Raw genomic sequence first — 22,096 nt, 5'->3', positions numbered from 1 at the left:
CATCATCAGGCTCCGGCCATCTTCCGGGTATTTAAAACATCAGTCCGTGATTCGCTGCGCATAATAAATGAACAACCTTCTTTTGCGCAATTTTTATACTATTACAATTTTATTCGGACTGATGGAAACGAAATATCGGCAACAGATAACGCTGCGCCTGCGCGATAATTTCTTCATAGTACGCAGGCTCAAGGGTGCGCCACAGGCGCTGGTACCAGATATCGGCACCTTCGCCGCTCACCACCATATTACCTTCGTAGGCCTGAAGGAACTTGCTACGCGCTTTTTGTTGCGTTTCGTCATCCATTAACATGACATCCTTTTCCGCGTCGTAACAGGCTTTTAGCCACGCGCCGCCGCTTTCCGGCAACAGCAGTAGCGGTTTTGACATCCCCTGCAGGTAGCCTTCTACCAGCTCATTCAGATACGCCTGCGCCTGCTCCGCCGCCAGCGGCGGGAAACGCCATTCGCCTTCCTTGCGCACGAACAAGCGACTTTCGCCGAGACCGCCGCTAGCACAATAGACAAGATGTTCCAGCCAAAGTTGCACGCCCTGAGAGACGCTCAGCAGCGATGGACGCCAGCGCAATAACCCATCCGGCTGTACCTGCTGTAGCCAGCCGGTGAGATTGATACCGTTGCACTGCAGGTCGATCTCCATACTTTGCGCGGGCTGACGACTGGCGATAACCCGCTCAGCCAGGTTCTGCATTTCCTGACGCTGCGCCTCCCACGCCAGTTCGCCAAACGCGCCAAAAGGCAGCTCACCCGCCGCACGAAAACGACGATACATCGCTGACGCATCCTGCTGTTCAATCAGCGTATTCAGCAACTGTTGGTTCAACTGGTAACGGCTTAGCCCTTCAAGCACGAAAGGCTCATCTTCGGGGATCTCGCTCTCTTCAGAGCGGAAATTCACCCGCAAACGCTGCTGGAAGAAAGCGCGCACTGGATGCTGCCAAAAGCGTAACAGCTGTTCGAACGGCAGCGTGTCGATATCGAGCGGCGCAAGCGGCTGGATAAATTCACTATGCGCCTCTCCCTGCTGGCTGGCGGCGGCCAGCCACTCTCTTGCATAGCTCTGATCTTCATCCGGCAGGTAATTGGCGGCATCAAAAGGCATGCGCGTATGCAGATGGGTAATGTGCTCTTTAACGCGGCGTTCGCTGGCATCGCAGTCCAGCGCTTCATCGCCTTCAAGACAGTGGCTCTGACCGATATAGTCCGCCAGTTCCTGTACCAGCACCGAAGGATAACGCTCGCTATTATCCTGAATAGAGCGGCCGATATAGCTGATGTATAGCTTCTGTTCTGCCGACATCAGCGCTTCCAGGAACAGATAGCGGTCGTCGTCGCGACGGCTACGGTCGCCGCGCTGCGGTTTTTGGCTCATTAAATCGAAACCCAGCGGCGCGAGGGTGCGTGGGTAGACGCCGTCGTTCATCCCCAGCAGGCAGACAACTTTGAAGGGAATAGAACGCATCGGCATCAGGGTGCAGATATTCACCGGCCCGGCCAGGAAACGCTGGCTGATGCGCTGCTGATCGAGGCGCTGCGCCAGCTCATCGCGCAGCAGCGATAGCGGCACGGCAGCCCCGTACTGCGCATCCAACCCGCCATCGATGATGGCTTGCCATTGCTGTTCAATCAGCGCCAGCGCCGCTTCGGTTTCACTGTCTGGCAGGAAGAAATCCGTGAGCAGATCGCGGCACACCGGCAGCCACTCTGTCAGCGGGCGATCCTGTGCCAGACCGCGGCGCCACAGATTGAGCTGCATCAGCAGCGAAGCGAGATTCCCCACCAGTTCGGCAATCAGCCCGCTGGATTCATCATAGGGCAGCACCGACTGCCACTCGCCCTGGCTGCTGTCCATCGCATATCCCAGCAGCATACGTGTTAAACCGAAACGCCAGGTGTGCTGACCGGTCGCCGGGAGATCCATTTCGCGCACGTTGTCGTCATCCATACCCCATCGTACGCCGGATTCATTGACCCACTGACGCAGATAGCGTAGCCCCTCTTCATTGATATTGAAGCGCGCCGCCAGCACTGGCACATCCAGCAGCGCCAGCACATCTTCACTGGCGAAACGGCTATCCGGCAGAGAAAGCAACGTGATAAACGCCTGTAGCGCCGGGTGCGATTCCCGCGCCCGACGGTCGGAAATCGCCCACGGCAGCCAGCGTTCGCCGCGCGCTGCGCCGAATACCGCCTGAATATAGGGACTGTAGCTGTCGATATCGGCGACCATGACGATAATATCGCGCGGCGTCAGCTCCGGGTCTTCTTCCAGCATCGCCAGCAGCCGGTCATGCAGCACTTCCACTTCGCGTTGCGGGCTATGGCAGACGTGGATAGCCAGGCTGCGGTCGTCAGTCGCCAGCGGACGCTTACTCTTACTGCTGGCGAACTCTTGCGCGGTGCGCCCTGCCACCGCGGCGTTGCGCAGATCCAGAATATCGGCCTGAAGGTTATGCAGCAGGTTATCGGGGGCGATATCGACAAAGGCGTCCAGCTCTTCATAGCGCTCCAGCCCGGCCAGCAGATAGATATAATCGCGCCCGAGCTTACCCCACGAGGCCAGCAGCGGGTTGCCAACATCCTGCTCGCCATCATCATTAAACAACCCCGGCGCCTGTTCGGTGTCGCGGAACAGCGGCAGCTCGCGCGCCTCGCGGTGGTGGCGGCGCTGGCGCGACATCAGTTTGGCAAGAAACGCCGGATCTTTAATATCGCCCCAGTAGTAGCGACAGGGGTTAGTGAAGAGTACATAGACATCGACGTGCTTGCCCAGCGCCTGCAGGGCCTGCAAATACACCGGCGGCAGCGCGGAGATACCGCAGATAAAGACCCGCGACGGCAATCCGGCTGGCGGCTGGTCAGCATTTTCCAGCGCGCTGATAAAGCGCTGGTACAGATTAGCGCGGTGCCACAGCGGTTGCCCAAGCTCCGCGGTGTATTCGACTAACGCTTTCCACAGCGGAGCCTGCCACTGCTGAGCGTCGCCCAGCCCGTCAACCCGTTCATCGGCCTCCCAGCGCATCAGCCACTCCGGGCGATAGACCAGATACTGGTCATACAGGTCGGCTACCCGCGCGGCTAGTTGGAACAGCTTACGCTTGTCGCTGTCATCGCTCAGATAGTGGCGCAGCAATGTGAAGGCGTCATCGTCGAGATACTGCGGTAGCAGAGTCATTAGCTTCCAGCTCATGCTCTGTTTACTGAAGGCGCTCTCGCCGGGAATATCGTCTAGCACGCGAACGAACATATCCCAGATAAAGCTGGCCGGCAGCGGAAACTCGATATTCGCCGCAATACCGAAGCGCTTTGCCAGCGTCATTTGCAACCATTGCGCCATACCGGTACTTTGCACCAGCACCATTTCCGGCATGAAAGGGTCATCCAGCCGCTGGCGCTCGACGATAAACTCCATCAACGCTTCAAGCACATCCAGACGGTTTGAGTGGTACACCCTTAACATATTCGCTCCTGACTACTGATTTGCCGGACAATGTAGCCGGTTCATCTGCACCCGCTTAGCGGCGGGCATGGTGATCGTTACCGTGATGCTGACACAACTTTGCCTGGATGTCTGCAAGCGGCTTATTTGCCCTTGCGCGGGCTGTGCCGGGGGAACGAGCTGGCTAAAGCGCCACGCCTCCCGCCACTGCTGGCGGAAGGCGTTCAATTGAGCGGCGCCGCTGGCCAGCCCGCGGTGATAACCGCCAAGTGCCGCGATGGTCATGATTAACAGCGCCATCGCTAATAATGACTCCGCCAGGCTAAAACCGCGCTGGCGCGCTACGGCATCAGGCATAACGCACTCTCCATTAACGGGCAAAAATCGCTCCAGCCATGCGCTAAATAGCGCAGCACGCCCTGTTCAACCCATGCTGACTGCCACAGCTGTACTGTGCCGCTGCCGGCGATAAGCAGCGCGCGGCCATCATTAAAAAGCCGCAGGCACGCTCGCCAGCGTTGGCTGTTTTCCTGTTGACACACCACATCGCTCTGCAGCGGCCAGTTCACCCCTTTGCCCCACTGCAGCGCCGACTGCGCGGCGGCCGTATCGCGAATCGCCTGGGTTTCGGCGCTCACCTGCGCCAGCAGAGATCGCTGCTGCTGATTCATCCCCTGCAACAGCAGGCTGCCCAGCGCCAGTAACAGCAGCACCATCAGCAGCGATGAAACTCCGCGCTGGCGTTTCACAGGTTGAACCCCGTCACCCGATATTGCGCCTCGGCGGAAATACGCGAGTCCGATTGCGCCTGCGCCCCCAGGGTAACGATAAGTTCAGGAGAAAACCCGCTTATCACCTGCCGCTCAACGTGAAAGCGCGTGACCGTGAGAGCGGCGGGATTGGTCATTTTCTCCCAATTTTTACCGCCGCAGTCAGCGACGCCGCGCCGCGTTTCCAGCGCCCCATCGCGCAGACGAAAACCGGTGGAATCGGCATCGGCCTCCGGCGCCAGTTCCCAAATGCCGTTGCTGTTGCCATCCCAGCGAACGATGACGCACTGCCCGCCGCTGGCAATCACCAGCGCCTGACCATGACATTGACCTGCGCAATATCCGGCGCGCTGCAAATGTTTGGCTAATGCATAGACCCGCTGCCATAGCTCATTTTCCAGCGCCTGCTGCTGCGTTTGGCGAAGAACCTGGCGCTGTAGCGCCGGAAGGAAACGAGCGGCTCCGAGCAGTAATACCGCGCCAATCGCCATGGCAATCAGCGTTTCAATGAGCGAAAAACCACGCGCCGCTACTGGCATAATTCCTCCTCTTCCCGGCACAGGCGTATGCGCCCCCAGTTAGAGACAACAATCCGCCACGCTCCGCCATCGCTTTGCAGCAGGATATGGCCGGCCCAGGCGCTGTTGCGCAGGCCGTAAAAACCAATGCCCGCCGTCAAATGTTGCAGCGTAATCCCCGGCCATAGCGGCTGCAGGGTGAAAGGTGTTTTCGCGTGACAGCCAGCCTCCACGCCGCTTGCGCTCAGACACCAGCCGGCGGGCGATTGTCCGACGCGAATGACGCGCTCGCGGTTGTGCCAGTTGGCGTCATCGCGCAGCAGCACGAGATAATCGCGCACCTGACAGGCGACCTGCCACAGGCGCTGTTGCTGTTGCCAGCGCTGCCAGCCGTACATACCGCTGGAGCTGAGGATGACCACCAGCATCATGGTGACCAGCATTTCAATTAGGGTGTAGCCATGCTGTCTGTTCATGGCGTCGAGTATGCGTTGCTCTGACCATCCATTCGAATGGTAAATCTACGGTTCGCGTCGCGGCTCGGGAAAAAATTCGCCAGTTGCAGGATGTTGAGCGGCGTCAGGAATCAGGCTCGCAAAACTCTGCAAAGGGCATAAAAAAACCGGCGCTGCTGGCGCCGGTTTGTCATCACTACAGAGAGGTTAAATCGCCACTGGCGCTTTAATACCCGGATGCGGGTCATAACCTTCAATTTCGAAGTCTTCAAAACGGTAGTCGAAAATCGACGCCGGTTTGCGCTTAATGACCAGCTTCGGCAGCGGACGCGGTTCGCGGCTCAGCTGCAGGTTGGTCTGCTCCAGGTGATTGCTGTACAGGTGAGTGTCGCCGCCGGTCCAGACAAAATCGCCCACTTGCAGATCGCACTGCTGCGCCACCATATGCACCAGCAGCGCATAGCTGGCGATGTTGAACGGCAGGCCGAGGAACACGTCACAGGAGCGCTGATACAGCTGGCAGGAGAGCTTGCCGTCGGCGACGTAGAACTGGAAGAACGCGTGGCACGGCGCCAGCGCCATTTTATCCAGCTCACCGACGTTCCATGCCGACACGATGATACGGCGAGAGTCGGGGTCGTTTTTCAGCTGTTCCATGACCGTGCTGATCTGGTCGATATGGCGGCCGTCCGGCGCGGGCCAGGAGCGCCACTGTTTGCCGTAGACCGGCCCCAGATCGCCATTCTCATCCGCCCACTCGTCCCAGATTGTGACGTTATTTTCGTGCAGATAGGCAATGTTGGTGTCGCCCTGCAGGAACCACAGCAGTTCATGGATGATGGAGCGTAAATGACAGCGCTTGGTGGTCACCAGCGGGAAGCCTTCCTGCAGGTTAAAACGCATCTGGTGGCCGAAGATAGAGATGGTGCCAGTGCCGGTGCGGTCATTTTTTGGCGTGCCCTCAGCGAGCACTTTCTGCATCAAATCAAGATACTGTTTCATGGTTCCTCAAGAGTTTTGTTGCTGCGGACGATGACGATAAGCCCAAACCATCATAATGATACCCGCAAGCACCATCGGGATCGAAAGAATCTGCCCCATACTGATGTACTGTACCCAGCCGCCGGTAAACTGCGCGTCCGGCTGACGGAAGAATTCCACGATAATGCGGAACAGGCCGTAGCCAATCAGGAACAGGCCGGAAACGGAACCGGTCGGGCGCGGTTTACGGATAAACAGGTTCAGGATCAGGAACAGCACCACGCCTTCCAGCGCCAGCTCATAAAGCTGCGAGGCGTGACGCGGCAGCGCGCCGTAGGTATCGAATAATGATTGCCACTCCGGGTGCGACGGCAGCAGCGCCAGATCTTCAGCGCGCGAGCCCGGGAAAATCATCGCGTAATGGAAGTTCGGGTCAACGCGGCCCCACAGTTCACCGTTGATAAAGTTGCCCAGACGCCCGGCGCCGAGGCCAAACGGGATCAGCGGCGCGATGAAATCGGAGACCTGGAAGAAGGTGCGTTTGGTGCGTTTGGCGAAGATAATCATCACCAGAATCACGCCGATCAGGCCGCCGTGGAACGACATGCCGCCATCCCAGACGCGGAACAGATATAGCGGGTCGCTAAGGAAGACCGGCAGGTTGTAGAACATCACATAGCCGATACGGCCGCCGAGGAATACGCCGAGGAAGCCCGCGTAGAGCAGGTTTTCCACTTCATTTTTCGTCCAGCCGCTGCCCGGACGATTGGCCCGACGGGTGGCCAGCCACATCGCAAAGACGAAACCAACCAGGTACATTAAGCCGTACCAGTGGAGAGAGACCGGTCCAATGGAAAATATTACCGGATCGAACTCCGGAAAATGCAGGTAGCCACTATTCATCTGTCACCATAAAGACTTGTTATTCCGCCGAAAGTGGACAGCGGTGATGATCCGTGCCCGCTTAAAACGGGCACTCCGAAGGAGGCGAATGATAGCATAAGCGTGTAGTGCGATCCGCGCTGAACGTGTAAAAGATATGTATACGGATGCTAACAGCGTGCGGTTTTTTCCCCGGGCTCGCTACTCGCGGTGCCGTTTTTTTGTCGGGTGGCGGCTAACGCCTTACCCGACCTACGGTCCGTGCGACCTGCCTTTAATTTATTCACCATGATGGCTGATACTACTGGTGCTGGCGATCTCAAAATCCCCCGGTGGCGCTGCCGCTTACCGGGGCTACAGCACTACTCGCGGTGCCGTTTTTTGTCGGGTGGCGGCTAACGCCTTACCCGACCTACGTTAACTACGTTACCGTCCGCCGCGGATCAGGCCGCCGAGACCGCGGCGCTCCATAAACGCCGCCACCTGGTGGCGCACTTCGGTGGTCATCTGCGCTTCCAGACTGCGCCGTGACAGCTCCTGCGCTTCTTCGATATCGATACGGCGTAGCAGATATTTCACGCGCGCGACCGAACGGCCGTTCATCGACAAATGGCGATAGCCGAGTCCTACCAGGATAGTGACGCACATCGGGTCGCCCGCCATTTCGCCGCACAGGCGCAGATCGATACCAAAACGCTCGGCGTCATGAGCGATCATTGCCAGCGCCCGCAATACCGCAGGATGCAGGCAGTCGTACATATTGGCGACGCGGGTATTATTGCGGTCGACCGCGAGGATGTATTGCGTCAGGTCATTGGTGCCGACCGAGATAAAGTCGATGCGGTTTGCCAACTGCGGCAGCATAAAGACCATAGACGGCACTTCCAGCATCACCCCAAGGCGCGGGCGCGGAATAGCGTAACCAATCATCTCTTCGACTTCACGGCTGGCGCGCTCAATCAGGCGGCGGGCTTCGTCAACCTCTTCGAGGCTGGTGACCATCGGCAGCAGTATGCTGAGGTTGCCGGTGGCGGCATTGGCGCGCAGCATGGCGCGCACCTGGATCAAGAAGATCTCCGGCTGATCGAGCGTAATACGGATCCCGCGCCAGCCAAGGCACGGGTTCTCTTCGCTGATCGGCATATACGGCAGTTGCTTATCGGCGCCAATATCCAGCGTACGCAGGGTTACAGGCTTGCTGTTAAACATCTGCAGCATGCCCTGATACTGGGCGACCTGCTCCTCTTCGGAGGGGAAGCCGCTTTGCAACATAAACGGAATTTCGGTGCGGTAAAGCCCGATACCATCGATAAAGCTGCCGAGTTTCTCTTCATGCTCCGGGCTCAGGCCGGCGTTGAGCATCACTTTTACCCGTTCGCCGCTTTTCAGTTCGGAAGCGCGTTCGAGATCGTCTTCCGCCAGCCGGCTCAGTTCGTTCTCTTCGCTGATTAACCGCTGATATTCCTGCAGCAGCACCGGTTCGGGATCGACCAATAGATCGCCGCGATAACCATCAACGATCAGCATATGGCCATGCAGCAGCGACGGCTGAATATCGGCGCCCATTACCGTCGGAATACCCAACGCGCGCACCATGATCGCCGCGTGGGAGTTGGCCGCGCCGTCGCGCACCACCACCCCGACCAAGCGGTCCTGCGGCACTTCCGCAAGCGTGGTTGCCGACAGTTCGTCGGCCACCAGGATAATGCGCTCAGGCCAGGTATTCGGTCCCTGGGTGGTGTCGTCGAGATGGAACAACAGCCGCTGCCCGAGAGTACGTAAATCCCCCGCCCGCTCTTTCAGATAGCCATCGCTGAGGGCGGCAAACTGCTCGGCAAATTTTTCAATGACCTTTTTCACCGCCCATTCGGCGACGGAGCCCTTGTCGACTTCATCGAATAGCTCACGGCGCAGGCGCGCATCGGATAGCAGGTGCGAATAGAGGTCAAAAATAGCCGCCGTCTCTTTTTGCGCCCCGGCGGCGTAGCGCTTGCTGTAGCGACGAAACTCATTCGCCGCCTCTTCCAGCGCGCCGGTGAGACGTTCGCGCTCGGAAGCGGTGTCCAGCGTCGAGGCCTCGTAGACCTGCTCCATCAACGGCAGGCTGGCATCCATCCAGCCTTCGGCAATCGCCACCCCGGATGATGCCGGCAGCGCGCGGATGCGGGTCTGACGATACTGCCCAAACAGCGCATTTAACTGTGATTGGGAGAGAATCGCGGCCATCTGGGTGGCGAGGGTGACAAGGAAGGACTCTTCACTTTCATCGAACTGGCGCAGCTCACGCTGCTGGACTACCAGCACACCCAGCAGCTGACGCCGCTGGATGATCGGCACGCCAAGGAAGGCGCGAAAACGCTCCTCCTTAACAGCCGGGATGTATTTAAAGCTGGGATGCTTCTGCGCATCGGCGAGGTTGATAGGTTCGGCCAGCCGCCCCACCAGGCCGACAAGACCTTCATCAAATGCGAGTGCGACTGTGCGCCCACGGGGTTTTTTCAGCCCGCGCGTGGCCATCAGGTAATAGCAGCGTCGATCGTTGTCAGCCAGATAAACCGAACAAACTTCCGTTTCCATCGCTTTACAGACATCCGTCACCAGGATATCCAGCGCCTCGTTTAAACGCGGCGCGCTGGCGACCTTCTCGACTATTTCTCGCAACCGAGTGAGCATAATGTGCGTGGCTTAACCTCTTTTACGTCGATAAGCAGGCGCGCTTTGTGGCTTTGGTGTGGTTTCAGCGAGCGACATTGTCACACCCGCGAACTCTTTCATCACCCGGCGGTAAACGTCGCGCTTAAACGACACCACCTGACGAACCGGGTACCAGTAACTTACCCATCGCCAGCCATCAAACTCAGGTGTACTGCTGGTTTGCATATTAATAGCCGTATCGCTGCCGACCAGTTGTAGAAGAAACCACTTCTGCTTCTGACCGATACAAACCGGCTTTGTGTCCCAACGCACCAAACGTTTAGGCAGCTTGTAACGCAGCCAGTTACGGGTTGAGGCCAGGATCCGCACATCTTTGCGGCTTAACCCAACCTCTTCGAACAATTCCCGATACATTGCCTGCTCGGCGGACTCGCCTGGATTAATGCCCCCTTGCGGGAACTGCCACGAGTGCTGACCATAGCGCCGGGCCCACATCACCTGGCCCTGGCGGTTACAGATTACAATGCCGACATTTGGGCGGTAGCCATCGTCATCAATCACCGGACTACCTCAAAATAAGCTTCAATGTGAATGATTGTTTCACACTCATTGGAAACGGTAAACCACTCTCTGTGTGGCGTGATAACGAATAACATTTGAATAACTCACAGTAATCACCCGAGTTATAAACAGTGAACGCCATCCCCGGGCCATTTTATTCACTTTTTCTGTGGATAGAGTTGTGAAGAAGTACGGAATTAACCAGGGAAAACCCAGAGTAGTCCGAACGACGTAGAGATAGGGCTTCTTAATAATGACATACTATTCATTAAGTTATCATAGTTCACACCGACAAATTACAGCATAACGTGATGATCATCACATATGCGATCCGGCAACTGATGAAAGATCGAACAATGCCGCTTTTATCCACAGATAAAGCACACTCGTCGGGCACATTTTGTCTAAAAATTCGATTTTCGTCGCACGTCAAGGCTGTAAATCGAACCAGTAGTGGGGCTTTTCCCCAGTTATCCCATTTTTCTGTGGATAACATGGTGTAAGATCCTGTTCATTGTCAGTGACCAGTTCTGGAAAACCCGTTTTCACTGTTTTCACAAGCGAAGAAACGGGACAAAAAACATATATAAATCATCACATTGGTATAGTTACCCATAAAAAGGTAAACTCTATCCACAACGCATAAAAATAGCGCTCACTTTTTAACCAGAGGTTTTCCATCATGCCAGCCATTGCTCCACTTACCGCTCCGCCGCAAAGTCAGGAGCAACTTCTTGCTCAGGCCCAGCGGCTGGCGGGTTATTCGCTGGGTGAACTGGCGGCGCTGGCGGGGGTCCCCATTCCCCGCGATTTGAAACGCGATAAAGGCTGGATTGGCATTCTGCTGGAAATTTGGCTGGGCGCCAGCGCCGGGAGCAAACCGGAGCAGGATTTCGCCGCCTTAGGCGTGGAGCTGAAAACCATCCCCATTGACCGTCAGGGCCGTCCTCTGGAGACCACATTTGTTTGCGTGGCGCCGCTAACCGGCAATAGCGGCGTGACCTGGGAAAGCAGCCACGTGCGGCATAAGCTACAGCGCGTATTGTGGATCCCGGTAGAAGGCGAACGCGAGATCCCGCTCGCGCAACGCCGCGTCGGCGCGCCGCTATTATGGACGCCAGACGAGGAAGAAGATCGCCAGCTGCGCATGGACTGGGAAGAGTTGATGGATTTGATCGTACTCGGCCAGGTTGAACGCATCACCGCCCGCCACGGCGAGGTATTGCAACTGCGCCCTAAAGCGGCCAACAGCAAGGCGCTAACGGAAGCGATCGGCGCCCACGGCGAGCCAATCCTCACTTTGCCGCGCGGCTTTTATCTGAAAAAGAACTTTACCGCCGCACTGCTGGCGCGTCATTTTCTATTAGGGCATGAATAATTTTTTGTTCTGCCGCAACGCCTGCATATAATTACGACTTTATTTTTGCAGGACTTTGAACAATGTTATTTGCATGGATAACCGATCCTAACGCCTGGCTGGCGCTCGGCACGCTGACGCTGCTGGAGATCGTTCTCGGGATCGATAATATTATTTTTCTCTCTCTGGTTGTCGCTAAGTTGCCCACCGCCCAACGCGCCCATGCGCGGCGTATCGGGCTGATGGGTGCAATGCTGATGCGTCTCGGCCTGCTGGCGTCTATCGCTTGGGTCGTTAAGCTCACCAATCCACTCTTCACCGTATTCGGTCAGGAGATCTCATTTCGCGACCTGATCCTGCTGCTCGGTGGCCTGTTCCTGATCTGGAAAGCGAGTAAAGAGATCCACGAATCGATTGAAGGCGAGGAAGAAGGTCTTAAAAGCAACGTCCACTCGTTCTTTGGCGCCATCGTGCAGATCATGCTGCTGGATATCATCTTCAGTCTTGATTCAGTCATCACCGCCGTCGGCCTCTCCGATCATCTGTTTATTATGATGGCCGCGGTGGTGATTGCGGTTGGGGTGATGATGTTTGCCGCACGTCCGATCGGCGACTTCGTTGACCGTCACCCGTCGGTCAAAATGTTGGCGTTGTCGTTTCTGATCCTGGTCGGTTTCACCCTGATGCTGGAGAGCTTCGATGTGCATGTGCCGAAAGGTTACATCTACTTCGCGATGTTCTTCTCCATTGCGGTCGAAACCCTCAACCTGATGCGCAATAAGAAAAACCCGCTGTAAGCCACAAAATTGCAGTCCGGAAGCGGGCTGCAATTCTTTTTAAGACTTTACTGCTTTTTATGTCTCACAAATCAGGCTATTAATATACTGGTACGAGGTGCGGCCATAAGAGAGGTAATGACGATGAAAAAATGGGCAGTATTGATTTCCGCCGTAGGACTGGCGTTCTCGGTTTCCGGTTGCAGCAGCGATTATGTCATGGCGACAAAAGACGGACGTATGATTCTTACCGACGGTAAACCGGCGGTTGACGATGACACCGGTTTGATAAGCTACGAAGATCAGCAAGGCAATAAAATGCAGATCAACCGCGACGACGTGTCACAAATTATTAAGCGTTAAGCTTTTTCGTCGGTTAAAAGCATAATTTCCGACAACCACAGCAACAGAAAAGAGTCGGGATCCCCCTGCTATATCCCAGGGCAACCCCCTTCAGGATCTCCAGACCCGGCTTTTTTGATATTTTCCCTTTCTCTTTTTCTCTCCCTCTGCCATGTTGTTATTCCCATCAGCCTGCAAGCGCTTTGAAGTTTGTGGGGAGATAGTTTTGTCGGGAAACTCCTGACCTTGTTGATAAAAATAAGGAAGCCGGCTATGCAGTATCACCGTATCCCACACAGTTCTCTTGAAATCAGCACGCTAGGGCTGGGCACAATGACGTTTGGTGAACAAAATAGCGAGGCCGACGCTCATGAACAGCTCGACTACGCCGTAAGTCAGGGAATTAACCTGATTGATGTCGCCGAAATGTATCCTGTCCCGCCGCGCCCGGAAACCCAGGGTCTGACCGAAACCTACGTCGGCAACTGGCTGGCAAAACGCGGCAACCGCGAAAAGCTGGTTATCGCCTCTAAAGTCAGCGGCCCGGCGCGCAATAACGACAGCAGCATTCGCCCGAACCACGCGCTGGATCGCAAAAACATTCGCGACGCGCTGCACGACAGCCTGAAGCGTCTGCAAACCGATTATCTCGACCTCTATCAGGTACATTGGCCACAGCGCCAGACCAACTGTTTCGGCAAGCTGGGCTATACCTGGAGCGACTCCGCGCCGGTGGTCACCCTGCTCGATACGCTGGAAGCCCTCACCGAATTCCAGCGCGCCGGGAAAATTCGCTATATCGGCGTCTCTAACGAAACCGCCTTTGGCGTCATGCGCTATCTGCACCTGGCCGATAAGCACGACCTACCACGCATCGTCACGATTCAAAACCCGTACAGCCTGCTTAACCGCAGCTACGAAGTGGGGCTGGCGGAAGTGAGCCAATATGAGGGCGTAGAGCTGCTGGCGTATTCATGCCTGGCGTTCGGTACGCTAACCGGTAAGTACCTCAACGGCGCGCAGCCGGCTGGCGCACGCAATACGCTATTCAGCCGCTTTACCCGCTACAGCGGCGAGCAGGCACAGAAAGCGGTGGCCGCTTATGTAGACATTGCCAAACGCCACAATCTCGATCCGGCACAAATGGCGTTGGCCTTTGTGCGCCGCCAGCCATTTGTCGCCAGCACCCTGCTCGGGGCCACGACCATGGAGCAGCTCAAGACCAACGTCGAAAGTTTGCATCTTGAACTGAGCGAAGAGGTGTTAGCGGAGATTGAAGCGGTGCATAAGGTATATACCTACCCGGCGCCTTAAGAGGGTAAAACCCGGGTAGCGGCGTAAACGCCTTACCCGGGCTACGGGAGAGCAGACATTTGTGAGTCCGTCCCCCTCCGGGGCGTTATTTACGCCGTCCCCACCACCACAATGCGGCGATGGCTAGCGCAAAGACCGCGCCAAACCCTATCCCCACGCCAACCGGCGGGATCCCAACGCTGACCGCCAGCGAGTACAGCCCCAGCATGAGCAGCATCGCCACGTTTTCGCCGAGGTTCTGTACCGCAATCGCGTTACCTGCGCCAACGGTATGTTTCCCGCGTTCCTGCAGCAGCGCATTCAGCGGCACAATAAAGAAGCCGCCGCACACACCGAGCAGTAGCAGCAGGCCAAATGCTGGCAATAGCGACTGCTGCACCGCGAAGGCAATCACCGCGACGCCAATCAATATCCCGGCGGGCATACAGCGCGAGACGGTTTCCAGCGTTACCAGCTTCGCCGCCGCGCCAGCGCCAACCACAATCCCGACGGCGACCATCGCATTGAGGTAGGTCGGCATCGCGTTGCTGGTGATCCCAAGCGCTACGGGCACCCAAATCACCAGCAGAAAGCGCAGCGTCACCCCCGCGCCCCAAAACAAGCTGGTGCCCATCAACGAGAAACGCGTTTCGCTATTACGCCACAGCGTTTTACAGGCGCTGAAGAAGCTATGGGTCATCGGCCTGAAACGCCACGACTGCCCAGGACGAGCCGCCGGTAGTTTCGGGATCCACAGGTTAGCGACCACCGCGCCGCCATAAACCAGCGCACAAACGATAAGCGCCGCCAGCACGTGCCAGTCCGCAAGAATGCCGCCCGCCATCGACCCCAGCAGGATAGCCGCGATGGTCGACGACTCCATCAGTCCGTTAGCCTTCACTAACTTATCGCCGGTGGTCAGTTCGCCCAGAATACCGTATTTCGCCGGCGAATAGGCCGCCGCGCCAACACCCACCAGCGTATAACCGATAAACGGATTGACGCCAAAGCAAATACACCCGGCGCCGAGCAGCTTCAGGCCGTTAGCGACCATCATCACCCGGCCTTTGGCGAAGCTATCGGCAAACTGACCGACAAACGGCGCAAAGAGAATGTAAGCGCCCACAAACAACATCTGCAACACCGGCTGGCTCCACTCCGGATAGTAGAGCTGTTTCATCAGCGCCAGGGTGGCGAACAGCAGCGCATTATCGCCGAAGGCCGACAGGAACTGGGCGCAGATCACCGCCATCATCCCTTTCGAGTACAGTGAAGCGTTAGTGTGCACTGACTCACTCATTTGAATGCTCCGCCTCTTCTACCATGCCTTTCAGGGTGACAAAGTCCGGCTTGCCGCTGCCCAGTACCGGCAGCTGTTTCAGCCAACGAATATCGCGCGGCACCGCCAGTTCCGGTACGCCATGTTCACGTGCGTAGCGCAACAGCTTTTCGCGATTGAGTTCATTATCGGTGGTAAACAGCACCAGCGCCTCGCCTTTGCTGGCGTCCTGCTTAATGGCCGTGGCGTGCATTTTGTCTGGCGAGACCGCCAAAGCGACCTGCTCGACCATCTCCAGCGAGACCATCTCGCCGGCGATTTTGGCGAAGCGCTTGGCGCGGCCCTGAATGCGGACGTAGCCCTGTTCGTCAAAGACGACGATATCGCCGGTGTCGTACCAGCCGCTCTCCACTTCACCGTACTGGTTTTCCGCCGTCGGCGCTTCCAGCACGCCGGGGTTTTCTACCCGCAGATAGCCTTTCATGATGTTAGGCCCTTTTAACTGCAGTCGGCCTCCCTGTTCGATGCCCGGCATCGCCAGCAATCGGGCATCCATTCCCGGAAGAATGCGCCCGACGGTGCCGACTTTCGCCGCCATCGGGACGTTGATGGAGACCACCGGCGCGCATTCGGTCACGCCGTAGCCTTCAAGGATGCGCAGACCAAATTTGTCCTGCCACAGCTGCTTGGTGCTGTCCTGCAGTTTTTCCGCCCCTGCCACCACATAGCGCAGGCGATAAAAATCATACGGGTTGGCAAAGCGGGCATAGTTGGCGAGGAAGGTTGAGGTGCCGAACAAAACGGTACAGTTACGATCGTAAACCAGCTCCGGCACCACCCGATAGTGCAGCGGGCTTGGATAGAGGAATACTTCCGCGCCGGTGAATAGCGGCGTCAGCAGGCCGACCGTCAGGCCGAAGGAGTGGAAAAGCGGCAGCGCCGACATAAAGCGGTCGTTGGCGGTAAAATCGGCGATGGTTTTAATCTGTTCGACGTTAGCCAGCAGGCTTTTATGGCTATGCACCACCCCTTTTGGATTCCCCTCCGAGCCGGAGGTAAAGAGGATCATCGCCGCATCTTCCGGCTGCTGCTTGACCTGCGCCAGACGCGGCGCCAGCAGATGACCAAATATCCACAGCTTGTCGGCAGTAGTGACATCGCCTTTCAGATCTTCCAGAAACACCCAGCGCACCTGAGTCAACTGCTCAGGCAGGTGCCAGAGTTTGCCCTTATCGAGGAAGGTACGGGAGGTAAAAATGGTTTTGATTTCCGCGGCGGTAATCGCGCTGCTGAGTCCTTTGACGCCGGCGGTATAGTTCATCATTGCCGGGATTCGCCCGCGGGCAATCGCGCCGAAAATCACCGCCGCGCTGATACCGGCGTTAGGCAGCATCAGGCCGATTTTCTCGCCCTGCGCGCTGTATTTTTCCAGAATACGCGCGACGAACAGCGTTTTGGTCAACAGTTTACGGTAGGTATCCGGCTGGAAATTAATATCTTCCACGCAGTTTTTGCGCGCGCCAAAGCGGTCCTGCGCCGCCAGTAGCGACTCATATAACGTTTCACGCGGGCGCACCGCCATTCGCGCTTCCATCATGATCTGGTGCAGCATTTCGCCGGCGATTTTTCGCCGATCGCGGGCGCGCGGCGCCTCCGGCATCGGCAGATGCGTCGGCGGCAGTAAATGGAGCTGAATACGCGGAAACAGGCGGCGTTTTACCAGTCCCTTCAGGCGGCTGAACGGCGTAAGTTCGGCGCCTTCAATTCGCAGCGGTACAATGGTCGCTTTCGACTTCGCCGCCACGAACGCCGCGCCGTCATAGATTTTCATCAGCGAACCGCTGACCGAAATACGCCCTTCCGGGAAGATAACCACCGGGCGTCCCTGCTCAATCAAGCGCACCAGATGCTTAATTGACATCGGTTTGGTGGGGTCCAGCGGAACAAAGTCGATAAGCGGCGTCAGCGCCCGCATAAACCAGCGCTGGCTAATCGAGGTATAGACCGCAAACACCGGCCGCACAGGCAGAAAGAGCGCCAGTAAAATACCGTCGAGAAATGAGACATGATTGGGCGTTATTAATACTTTTTCCTGATAAAGCGCCTGAGTGTCTCCGGTCAATCGCACCCGGTACAATCCTTTGAACAGTAATCGAAAAAATCCCAACAGCATAACGACTCCGCGTGGCTGATTTAGTAATCCAAGCAGGTTACATGAGAAGGCGGGGAAAAGCAGTGTGGGGGGATAAAATTCAGAATAAAAAAAACCTGCGCATCCGCGCAGGCCGGTGCAAGATAATCAGTACGAAGTGCGTACTTAAGAAACTCACCAATCAATACCTCTGGGACCCTGATTGTCGCGTTTTTACCCGCGATCGCGCCAGCGCGAAAACGCAAGGGAATGAGCCTAAGTGCAACCAGGTATTACGATTCTCGCTATCTGTAACAGCATGAATAACAGGCAAAAAAAAACCTGCGCATCTGCGCAGGTTGGTGTAATTAAGTGGTCAACATGACGTTGACTCCACCTATCAATACCTCTGGGATAGCCAGAGTATCAATGCATCACTCAACGAAACCAGCGAACATTCGCAACAGCTAATCGCAAAGTGTAAGCAAAGATGAGAATTCTCTTTTCACCGTTGCATCCCACGCATTGTGCTGTGTAACTTTGTCACTGCTAATCTCTGTCTGCGTCACATTTGTATCAACCAGAATAGCGGTAGCCTTGAATCCGCTGCGCTTTCCCGTAACATAACTATTATGTAAACGCTTACCCTAAAAAAGGTCCGGTATGGCGACAATTAAGGATGTAGCCCGACTCGCAGGAGTGTCCGTCGCTACCGTCTCACGCGTTATCAACAACTCGCCAAAAGCGAGTGAAGCCTCTCGTCAGTCGGTGACGGCGGCGATGGAAACCCTGAACTACCACCCCAATGCCAACGCCCGCGCGCTGGCGCAGCAGTCAACGGAAACCATCGGCCTGGTGGTGGGCGACGTTTCCGATCCCTTCTTCGGCGCGATGGTCAAAGCCGTCGAGCAGGTGGCCTACAGCACCGGTAATTTTTTGCTTATCGGCAACGGCTACCACAACGTACAAAAGGAACGTCAGGCGATTGAACAACTCATTCGCCACCGCTGCGCGGCGCTGGTGGTGCACGCCAAAATGATCCCCGACGATGAGCTGGCGGGGCTGATGAAACAGATCCCCGGCATGGTGTTGATTAACCGCATCGTGCCGGGTTTCGAGCAACGCAGCGTGGCGCTCGATGACCGCTACGGCGCCTGGCTGGCGACGCGCCATCTGATTCAGCAGGGCCACAGCCGCATTGGCTATATCTGCTCCAACCACGCGATTTCCGATGCCGAAGACCGGCTGCAAGGTTATTACGATGCCCTGAAAGAGAGCGGCCTGGCCGTCAATGACCGGCTGGTCACCTTCGCCGAGCCTGACGAAAGCGGCGGCGAGCTGGCGATGACCGAGCTATTAGGCCGCGGCAGAAACTTTACCGCCGTCGCCTGTTACAACGATTCAATGGCCGCCGGCGCGATGGGGGTGCTCAACGATAACGGTATCGAGGTGCCGCAGGAAATTTCGCTGATTGGCTTCGATGATGTGCTGATCTCGCGCTACGTGCGCCCCCGCCTGACCACCGTACGTTATCCAATCGTCACCATGGCGACCCAGGCGGCGGAGCTGGCCCTGGCACTAGCAGAACAGCGTCCGGCGCCGGAAATCACTCACCTCTTCAGCCCGACGCTGGTGCGCCGTCACTCGGTGATAACGCCCGCGGAAAGTGACAAGTCATAGCGGTACAGGCTCACGGCGGTGGCCGGGTAATCCAGGCCCTCGCCGATATAGCGCCAGCCAAAGCGCTCATAAAAATCGCGGCAGGCGGAATAGAGATAAAGCTGCGGATAACCGCACTGGCGGGCATAGTCGATGACGTGCCGCTGCAGCTTCCCGGCCAGCCCCTGCCCGCGCGCCGTTTCGGCGACAAACAGCGCCGCCATCCATGGAAACAGATCCTGACGGCTTATCAAATCGCAACGCCACAGCCCCACGGTACCCAGCAGCGCCTCACCATCGGTGGCGATAAAGGTCAGCGGCAGCGCCCCCGGCGTTTGGCTATGTTCAACAATACTGCTAAAAAACACCTGCGGTAAGGCATCGCCGGCAAAAGCCTGCCATAACCACTCCGCCACCTGCGGCCCATGCTGCGGCGCGGCGTACAACGGTTGAATCTGCATTTTTTCCCCCTGTGAATCGATGAATTCTAGCGCGCCGCTCGCGCCCGCGCATCAGGGGTCGGAAAATGCCTTCAACAGGATTTCCGCAAAAAGCGTGATCGCGATAGTCTTTGCCGTCGTCAGGCTCATATCCCTCTGAATGACTGTGGTAAACTGCGCCCTATCACCGGTTATCAGGAATCGACGAATGGCAACAATGCTGGATGTCTCAATACGCGCAGGCGTCTCGAAAGCGACGGTTTCCCGCGTGTTGAACGGCACAGGTCAGGTAAAAGAGAGTACCCGCCAACAGGTATTCAAAGCGATGGAAGAGCTGGGCTACCGGCCTAATTTTCTCGCCCGCTCGCTGGCGAATCGCACCAGCAACAGCATTGGACTGGTGGTATCGACATTCGACGGTTTTTACTTTGGCCGCTTGCTGCAACAGGCGTCGCGCCAAACGGAAGCCTGGGGCAAACAGCTTATCGTCACCGACGGCCACGATGCGCCCGAACGAGAAGAAGAAGCGGTACAAATGTTGGCCGACCGTCAGTGCGACGCCATCGTGCTCTACACCCGCCATATGAGCGAACAGAAAATCATGTCGCTTATCGAGACCATTGAAACGCCGCTGGTGGTGATTAACCGCGACGTTAGCCAGGCGCGGGAACGCTGCGTGTTCTTCGAACAGCAGGAAGCGGCGTTTCAGGCCGTCGACTATCTGATCTCCCAGGGGCACCGCGATATCGCCTGCCTGACCGTGCCGATGCATACCCCAACGGGTAAAGCGCGCCTGGCGGGCTACCGCAGCGCCCTGGAAAAGCACGGAATTGCGTGGGAACCGGCGCGGGTCAAGTACGGCGATTCAACGATGACCCGCGGTTATGAGCTGTGTCGGGAATTATTAGAAGAGAAAACGCCGTTTAGCGCGCTGTTCTCCTGTAACGATGATATGGCGTTGGGCGCCTCGAAAGCGCTGCATCAGGCGGGGCTGCGCATTCCGCAGGACGTATCGCTCTTCGGCTTTGACGACGCTCCTAGCGCGAAGTGGCTGGAGCCCGGATTATCAACGGTTTATCTGCCGATCGACAATATGATCACCACCGCCATCGACCAGGCGATTAAGCTCGCCAACGAACAGCCGATCGAAACCATCCCGCCGTTCACCGGTACGCTGGTACTGCGTGAATCGGTGACGACGGGGCCATTCTTTAAATAAGCTCCAGCGCCAGCAGTTCTTCAATGGTCTGGCGACGGCGAATCAGGCGCGCGCTGCCGTTATCAAACAGCACTTCCGGTAGTAGCGGGCGGCTGTTGTAGTTTGAAGACATCGATGCGCCGTAGGCGCCGGTGTCGTGCAGCACCAGGTAATCGCCCGGCGCCACCGCCGGCAGCAGGCGAGTTTCCACTTTACCGCCCTCCTGTTGGGTAAAGACGTCGCCGGATTCGCACAGCGGCCCCGCGACCACGGTTTCCAGCTGCGGTTCGCCGCTCAGGTCGCGCCCGTCCGCCGCCAGCGCGGTAATATGATGATAACTGCCGTACATGGCCGGGCGCATCAGATCGTTAAAGCCGGCATCGATCAGCACGAAGTGGCGGCTGCCCATCTCTTTCACGCTACGCACCTGCGATACCAGCACGCCGGACTCCGCCACCAGGAAACGCCCCGGTTCGATCTCCAGCTTTACCGGATGCCCCAGATGTTTGGCGATCTGCTCGCGCGCCGCATTCCACAGGCCAAAATAGTGATCGGTATCGATCGCCTCTTCGCCTTCATGATACGGGATCGATAAACCGCCGCCGGCGGAGATCGCCTGCAGATCCTGACCAAACTCCACCACCTGGCGCACCATCGCGCCGCATACTTGCTCAAGATGACCGTAATCAACGCCGGAGCCGATATGCATATGGATGCCGACCAGCTGTAGCGAATGGCGGCGAATCACCTCCAGCGCCTGCGGCAGCTGGCTGAACCAGATACCGTGTTTGCTGTTTTCGCCGCCGGTATTGGTCTTCTGGCTGTGGCCATGACCAAATCCCGGGTTGACGCGTAGCCAGACGCGGTGACCCGGCGAGACTTCGCCCAGTTGGCTAAGCATATCCACGGATCCGGCATTCACTGGGATCTGTAATGCTTTCACCCGCTCAAGGGTCGCACGATCGATCAGATCGGCGGTAAAGACGATATCGTCCGGATGCTGCACGGGATCGTAACCTGCCGCCAGCGCGCGTTCGATCTCGCCAAGCGACACCGAATCCACCTTCACGCCCTGCTCGCGCATCAGACGCAGAATATGAATATTGGAGCAGGCCTTCTGCGCAAAACGCACCACGTCAAACTGGCTAAGTTGGGCAATCTGGCGGCGGATAATCTGCGCGTCATAGACCCATACCGGGCAGCCGAACTCAGCGGGCAGGCGCAGTAGATTGTCGGCGGTCAGATCGGTATCGGTGGCGTTCAGCGAGCGTGGCATAAGGACTCCGGTGCGTACGTGTGTTTGTCGATGTTTTTTCCGATTACGCCACAGCGGGAAGAG

General features: G+C 57.1%; 20 protein-coding genes. 7 read left to right on the top strand and 13 right to left on the bottom strand.

The genetic code is table 11. From position 1 onward, the window contains the following. Positions 1 to 109: 109 nt before the first annotated feature. From recC to rppH, 9 genes are all read right to left on the bottom strand, one after another. Positions 110 to 3,481 (bottom strand): exodeoxyribonuclease V subunit gamma, encoded by a 3,372-nt coding sequence (gene recC / locus ABLU86_RS20195; protein ID WP_045387101.1) that lies wholly within the window; start codon positions 3,479 to 3,481, stop codon positions 110 to 112. A gap of 12 nt (positions 3,482 to 3,493) precedes the next feature. Next, complete coding sequence (locus tag ABLU86_RS20190; RefSeq protein WP_045414422.1) at positions 3,494 to 3,817, bottom strand: prepilin-type N-terminal cleavage/methylation domain-containing protein; 324 nt, start codon at positions 3,815 to 3,817, stop codon at positions 3,494 to 3,496. Next, on the bottom strand, positions 3,802 to 4,209 hold the full coding sequence (locus tag ABLU86_RS20185) for a DUF2509 family protein (RefSeq protein ID WP_042897652.1): 408 nt from the start codon (positions 4,207 to 4,209) through the stop codon (positions 3,802 to 3,804). The genes ABLU86_RS20190 and ABLU86_RS20185 overlap by 16 nt, the downstream gene beginning before the upstream one ends. Then, positions 4,206 to 4,769, bottom strand: a complete 564-nt coding sequence (locus ABLU86_RS20180) for a prepilin peptidase-dependent protein (RefSeq protein WP_047039399.1) — start codon at positions 4,767 to 4,769, stop codon at positions 4,206 to 4,208. The genes ABLU86_RS20185 and ABLU86_RS20180 overlap by 4 nt, the downstream gene beginning before the upstream one ends. After that, positions 4,760 to 5,224 (bottom strand): prepilin peptidase-dependent protein, encoded by a 465-nt coding sequence (locus ABLU86_RS20175; RefSeq protein WP_348796373.1) that lies wholly within the window; start codon positions 5,222 to 5,224, stop codon positions 4,760 to 4,762. Before ABLU86_RS20175 ends, ABLU86_RS20180 begins: the two co-directional genes overlap by 10 nt. A gap of 186 nt (positions 5,225 to 5,410) precedes the next feature. Beyond that, positions 5,411 to 6,205, bottom strand: a complete 795-nt coding sequence (gene thyA / locus ABLU86_RS20170) for a thymidylate synthase (RefSeq protein ID WP_015369929.1) — start codon at positions 6,203 to 6,205, stop codon at positions 5,411 to 5,413. 6 nt (positions 6,206 to 6,211) lie between these two features. After that, the gene (gene lgt, locus ABLU86_RS20165; protein ID WP_015369928.1) at positions 6,212 to 7,087 is read right to left on the bottom strand and encodes a prolipoprotein diacylglyceryl transferase; all 876 of its coding nucleotides are present in this window, start codon (positions 7,085 to 7,087) and stop codon (positions 6,212 to 6,214) included. Positions 7,088 to 7,492: 405 nt separating this feature from the next. Then, entirely contained in the window at positions 7,493 to 9,739 is a 2,247-nt protein-coding gene (ptsP, locus tag ABLU86_RS20160) for a phosphoenolpyruvate--protein phosphotransferase (protein ID WP_015369927.1), read from the bottom strand. Between the two features lie 12 nt (positions 9,740 to 9,751). Then, positions 9,752 to 10,282: an RNA pyrophosphohydrolase gene (gene rppH / locus ABLU86_RS20155; RefSeq protein WP_015703328.1), complete on the bottom strand. Its 531-nt coding sequence runs from the start codon at positions 10,280 to 10,282 to the stop codon at positions 9,752 to 9,754. A gap of 453 nt (positions 10,283 to 10,735) precedes the next feature. On the opposite strand from rppH, the gene ABLU86_RS20150 reads away from it, so the two are divergent. From ABLU86_RS20150 to ABLU86_RS20130, 5 genes are all read left to right on the top strand, one after another. Beyond that, positions 10,736 to 10,900, top strand: coding sequence for a hypothetical protein (locus ABLU86_RS20150; protein ID WP_223575784.1), 165 nt, complete (start codon positions 10,736 to 10,738; stop codon positions 10,898 to 10,900). A gap of 64 nt (positions 10,901 to 10,964) precedes the next feature. Next, entirely contained in the window at positions 10,965 to 11,660 is a 696-nt protein-coding gene (gene mutH, locus ABLU86_RS20145) for a DNA mismatch repair endonuclease MutH (protein ID WP_015369924.1), read from the top strand. A 62-nt stretch (positions 11,661 to 11,722) separates the two neighbouring features. After that, a complete protein-coding gene (locus ABLU86_RS20140) occupies positions 11,723 to 12,436 on the top strand; it encodes a TerC family protein (protein WP_015369923.1) in 714 nt (237 codons plus the stop codon). Positions 12,437 to 12,559: 123 nt separating this feature from the next. Further along, on the top strand, positions 12,560 to 12,778 hold the full coding sequence (locus tag ABLU86_RS20135; RefSeq protein ID WP_004867116.1) for a YgdI/YgdR family lipoprotein: 219 nt from the start codon (positions 12,560 to 12,562) through the stop codon (positions 12,776 to 12,778). 252 nt (positions 12,779 to 13,030) lie between these two features. Further along, positions 13,031 to 14,071: an NADP(H)-dependent aldo-keto reductase gene (locus ABLU86_RS20130; RefSeq protein ID WP_015369921.1), complete on the top strand. Its 1,041-nt coding sequence runs from the start codon at positions 13,031 to 13,033 to the stop codon at positions 14,069 to 14,071. A gap of 85 nt (positions 14,072 to 14,156) precedes the next feature. Here ABLU86_RS20130 and lplT read toward each other — a convergent pair whose 3' ends face one another. Both lplT and aas read right to left on the bottom strand, forming a co-directional pair. Further along, the gene (gene lplT, locus ABLU86_RS20125) at positions 14,157 to 15,350 is read right to left on the bottom strand and encodes a lysophospholipid transporter LplT (protein WP_020078036.1); all 1,194 of its coding nucleotides are present in this window, start codon (positions 15,348 to 15,350) and stop codon (positions 14,157 to 14,159) included. Beyond that, the gene (aas, locus tag ABLU86_RS20120) at positions 15,343 to 17,502 is read right to left on the bottom strand and encodes a bifunctional acyl-ACP--phospholipid O-acyltransferase/long-chain-fatty-acid--ACP ligase (RefSeq protein ID WP_015703330.1); all 2,160 of its coding nucleotides are present in this window, start codon (positions 17,500 to 17,502) and stop codon (positions 15,343 to 15,345) included. The genes lplT and aas overlap by 8 nt, the downstream gene beginning before the upstream one ends. A 621-nt stretch (positions 17,503 to 18,123) precedes the next feature. Here aas and galR point away from each other — a divergent pair. Next, on the top strand, positions 18,124 to 19,140 hold the full coding sequence (gene galR / locus ABLU86_RS20115) for an HTH-type transcriptional regulator GalR (RefSeq protein ID WP_015703331.1): 1,017 nt from the start codon (positions 18,124 to 18,126) through the stop codon (positions 19,138 to 19,140). Here galR and ABLU86_RS20110 read toward each other — a convergent pair. After that, positions 19,101 to 19,580: a GNAT family N-acetyltransferase gene (locus ABLU86_RS20110; protein ID WP_348796374.1), complete on the bottom strand. Its 480-nt coding sequence runs from the start codon at positions 19,578 to 19,580 to the stop codon at positions 19,101 to 19,103. The genes galR and ABLU86_RS20110 overlap by 40 nt on opposite strands. Positions 19,581 to 19,776: 196 nt before the next feature. On the opposite strand from ABLU86_RS20110, the gene ABLU86_RS20105 reads away from it, so the two are divergent. Continuing rightward, positions 19,777 to 20,778, top strand: a complete 1,002-nt coding sequence (locus tag ABLU86_RS20105; protein WP_161798777.1) for a LacI family DNA-binding transcriptional regulator — start codon at positions 19,777 to 19,779, stop codon at positions 20,776 to 20,778. On the opposite strand, the gene lysA is transcribed toward ABLU86_RS20105, so the two are convergent. Continuing rightward, positions 20,771 to 22,033 (bottom strand): diaminopimelate decarboxylase, encoded by a 1,263-nt coding sequence (gene lysA / locus ABLU86_RS20100; RefSeq protein WP_015369915.1) that lies wholly within the window; start codon positions 22,031 to 22,033, stop codon positions 20,771 to 20,773. The genes ABLU86_RS20105 and lysA overlap by 8 nt on opposite strands. Between the last annotated feature and the right edge of the window lie 63 nt (positions 22,034 to 22,096).

Origin of the sequence: Klebsiella sp. JN_Kp121 (assembly GCF_040062145.1) — a bacterium.
GTDB lineage: Bacteria > Pseudomonadota > Gammaproteobacteria > Enterobacterales > Enterobacteriaceae > Klebsiella > Klebsiella aerogenes.
This window is presented reverse-complemented; position numbering and strand designations above follow the sequence as displayed.

What these genes read in the sequence shown, in the direction of transcription:
- recC (WP_045387101.1), bottom strand. Translation starts at nt 3,481, where the DNA reads ATGTTAAGGGTGTACCACTCAAACCGTCTGGATGTGCTTGAAGCGTTG.
- ABLU86_RS20190 (WP_045414422.1), bottom strand. Translation starts at nt 3,817, where the DNA reads ATGCCTGATGCCGTAGCGCGCCAGCGCGGTTTTAGCCTGGCGGAGTCA.
- ABLU86_RS20180 (WP_047039399.1), bottom strand. Translation starts at nt 4,769, where the DNA reads ATGCCAGTAGCGGCGCGTGGTTTTTCGCTCATTGAAACGCTGATTGCC.
- ABLU86_RS20175 (WP_348796373.1), bottom strand. Translation starts at nt 5,224, where the DNA reads ATGAACAGACAGCATGGCTACACCCTAATTGAAATGCTGGTCACCATG.
- thyA (WP_015369929.1), bottom strand. Translation starts at nt 6,205, where the DNA reads ATGAAACAGTATCTTGATTTGATGCAGAAAGTGCTCGCTGAGGGCACG.
- lgt (WP_015369928.1), bottom strand. Translation starts at nt 7,087, where the DNA reads ATGAATAGTGGCTACCTGCATTTTCCGGAGTTCGATCCGGTAATATTT.
- ptsP (WP_015369927.1), bottom strand. Translation starts at nt 9,739, where the DNA reads ATGCTCACTCGGTTGCGAGAAATAGTCGAGAAGGTCGCCAGCGCGCCG.
- mutH (WP_015369924.1), top strand. Translation starts at nt 10,965, where the DNA reads ATGCCAGCCATTGCTCCACTTACCGCTCCGCCGCAAAGTCAGGAGCAA.
- ABLU86_RS20140 (WP_015369923.1), top strand. Translation starts at nt 11,723, where the DNA reads ATGTTATTTGCATGGATAACCGATCCTAACGCCTGGCTGGCGCTCGGC.
- ABLU86_RS20135 (WP_004867116.1), top strand. Translation starts at nt 12,560, where the DNA reads ATGAAAAAATGGGCAGTATTGATTTCCGCCGTAGGACTGGCGTTCTCG.
- ABLU86_RS20130 (WP_015369921.1), top strand. Translation starts at nt 13,031, where the DNA reads ATGCAGTATCACCGTATCCCACACAGTTCTCTTGAAATCAGCACGCTA.
- lplT (WP_020078036.1), bottom strand. Translation starts at nt 15,350, where the DNA reads ATGAGTGAGTCAGTGCACACTAACGCTTCACTGTACTCGAAAGGGATG.
- aas (WP_015703330.1), bottom strand. Translation starts at nt 17,502, where the DNA reads ATGCTGTTGGGATTTTTTCGATTACTGTTCAAAGGATTGTACCGGGTG.
- galR (WP_015703331.1), top strand. Translation starts at nt 18,124, where the DNA reads ATGGCGACAATTAAGGATGTAGCCCGACTCGCAGGAGTGTCCGTCGCT.
- ABLU86_RS20110 (WP_348796374.1), bottom strand. Translation starts at nt 19,580, where the DNA reads ATGCAGATTCAACCGTTGTACGCCGCGCCGCAGCATGGGCCGCAGGTG.
- ABLU86_RS20105 (WP_161798777.1), top strand. Translation starts at nt 19,777, where the DNA reads ATGCTGGATGTCTCAATACGCGCAGGCGTCTCGAAAGCGACGGTTTCC.
- lysA (WP_015369915.1), bottom strand. Translation starts at nt 22,033, where the DNA reads ATGCCACGCTCGCTGAACGCCACCGATACCGATCTGACCGCCGACAAT.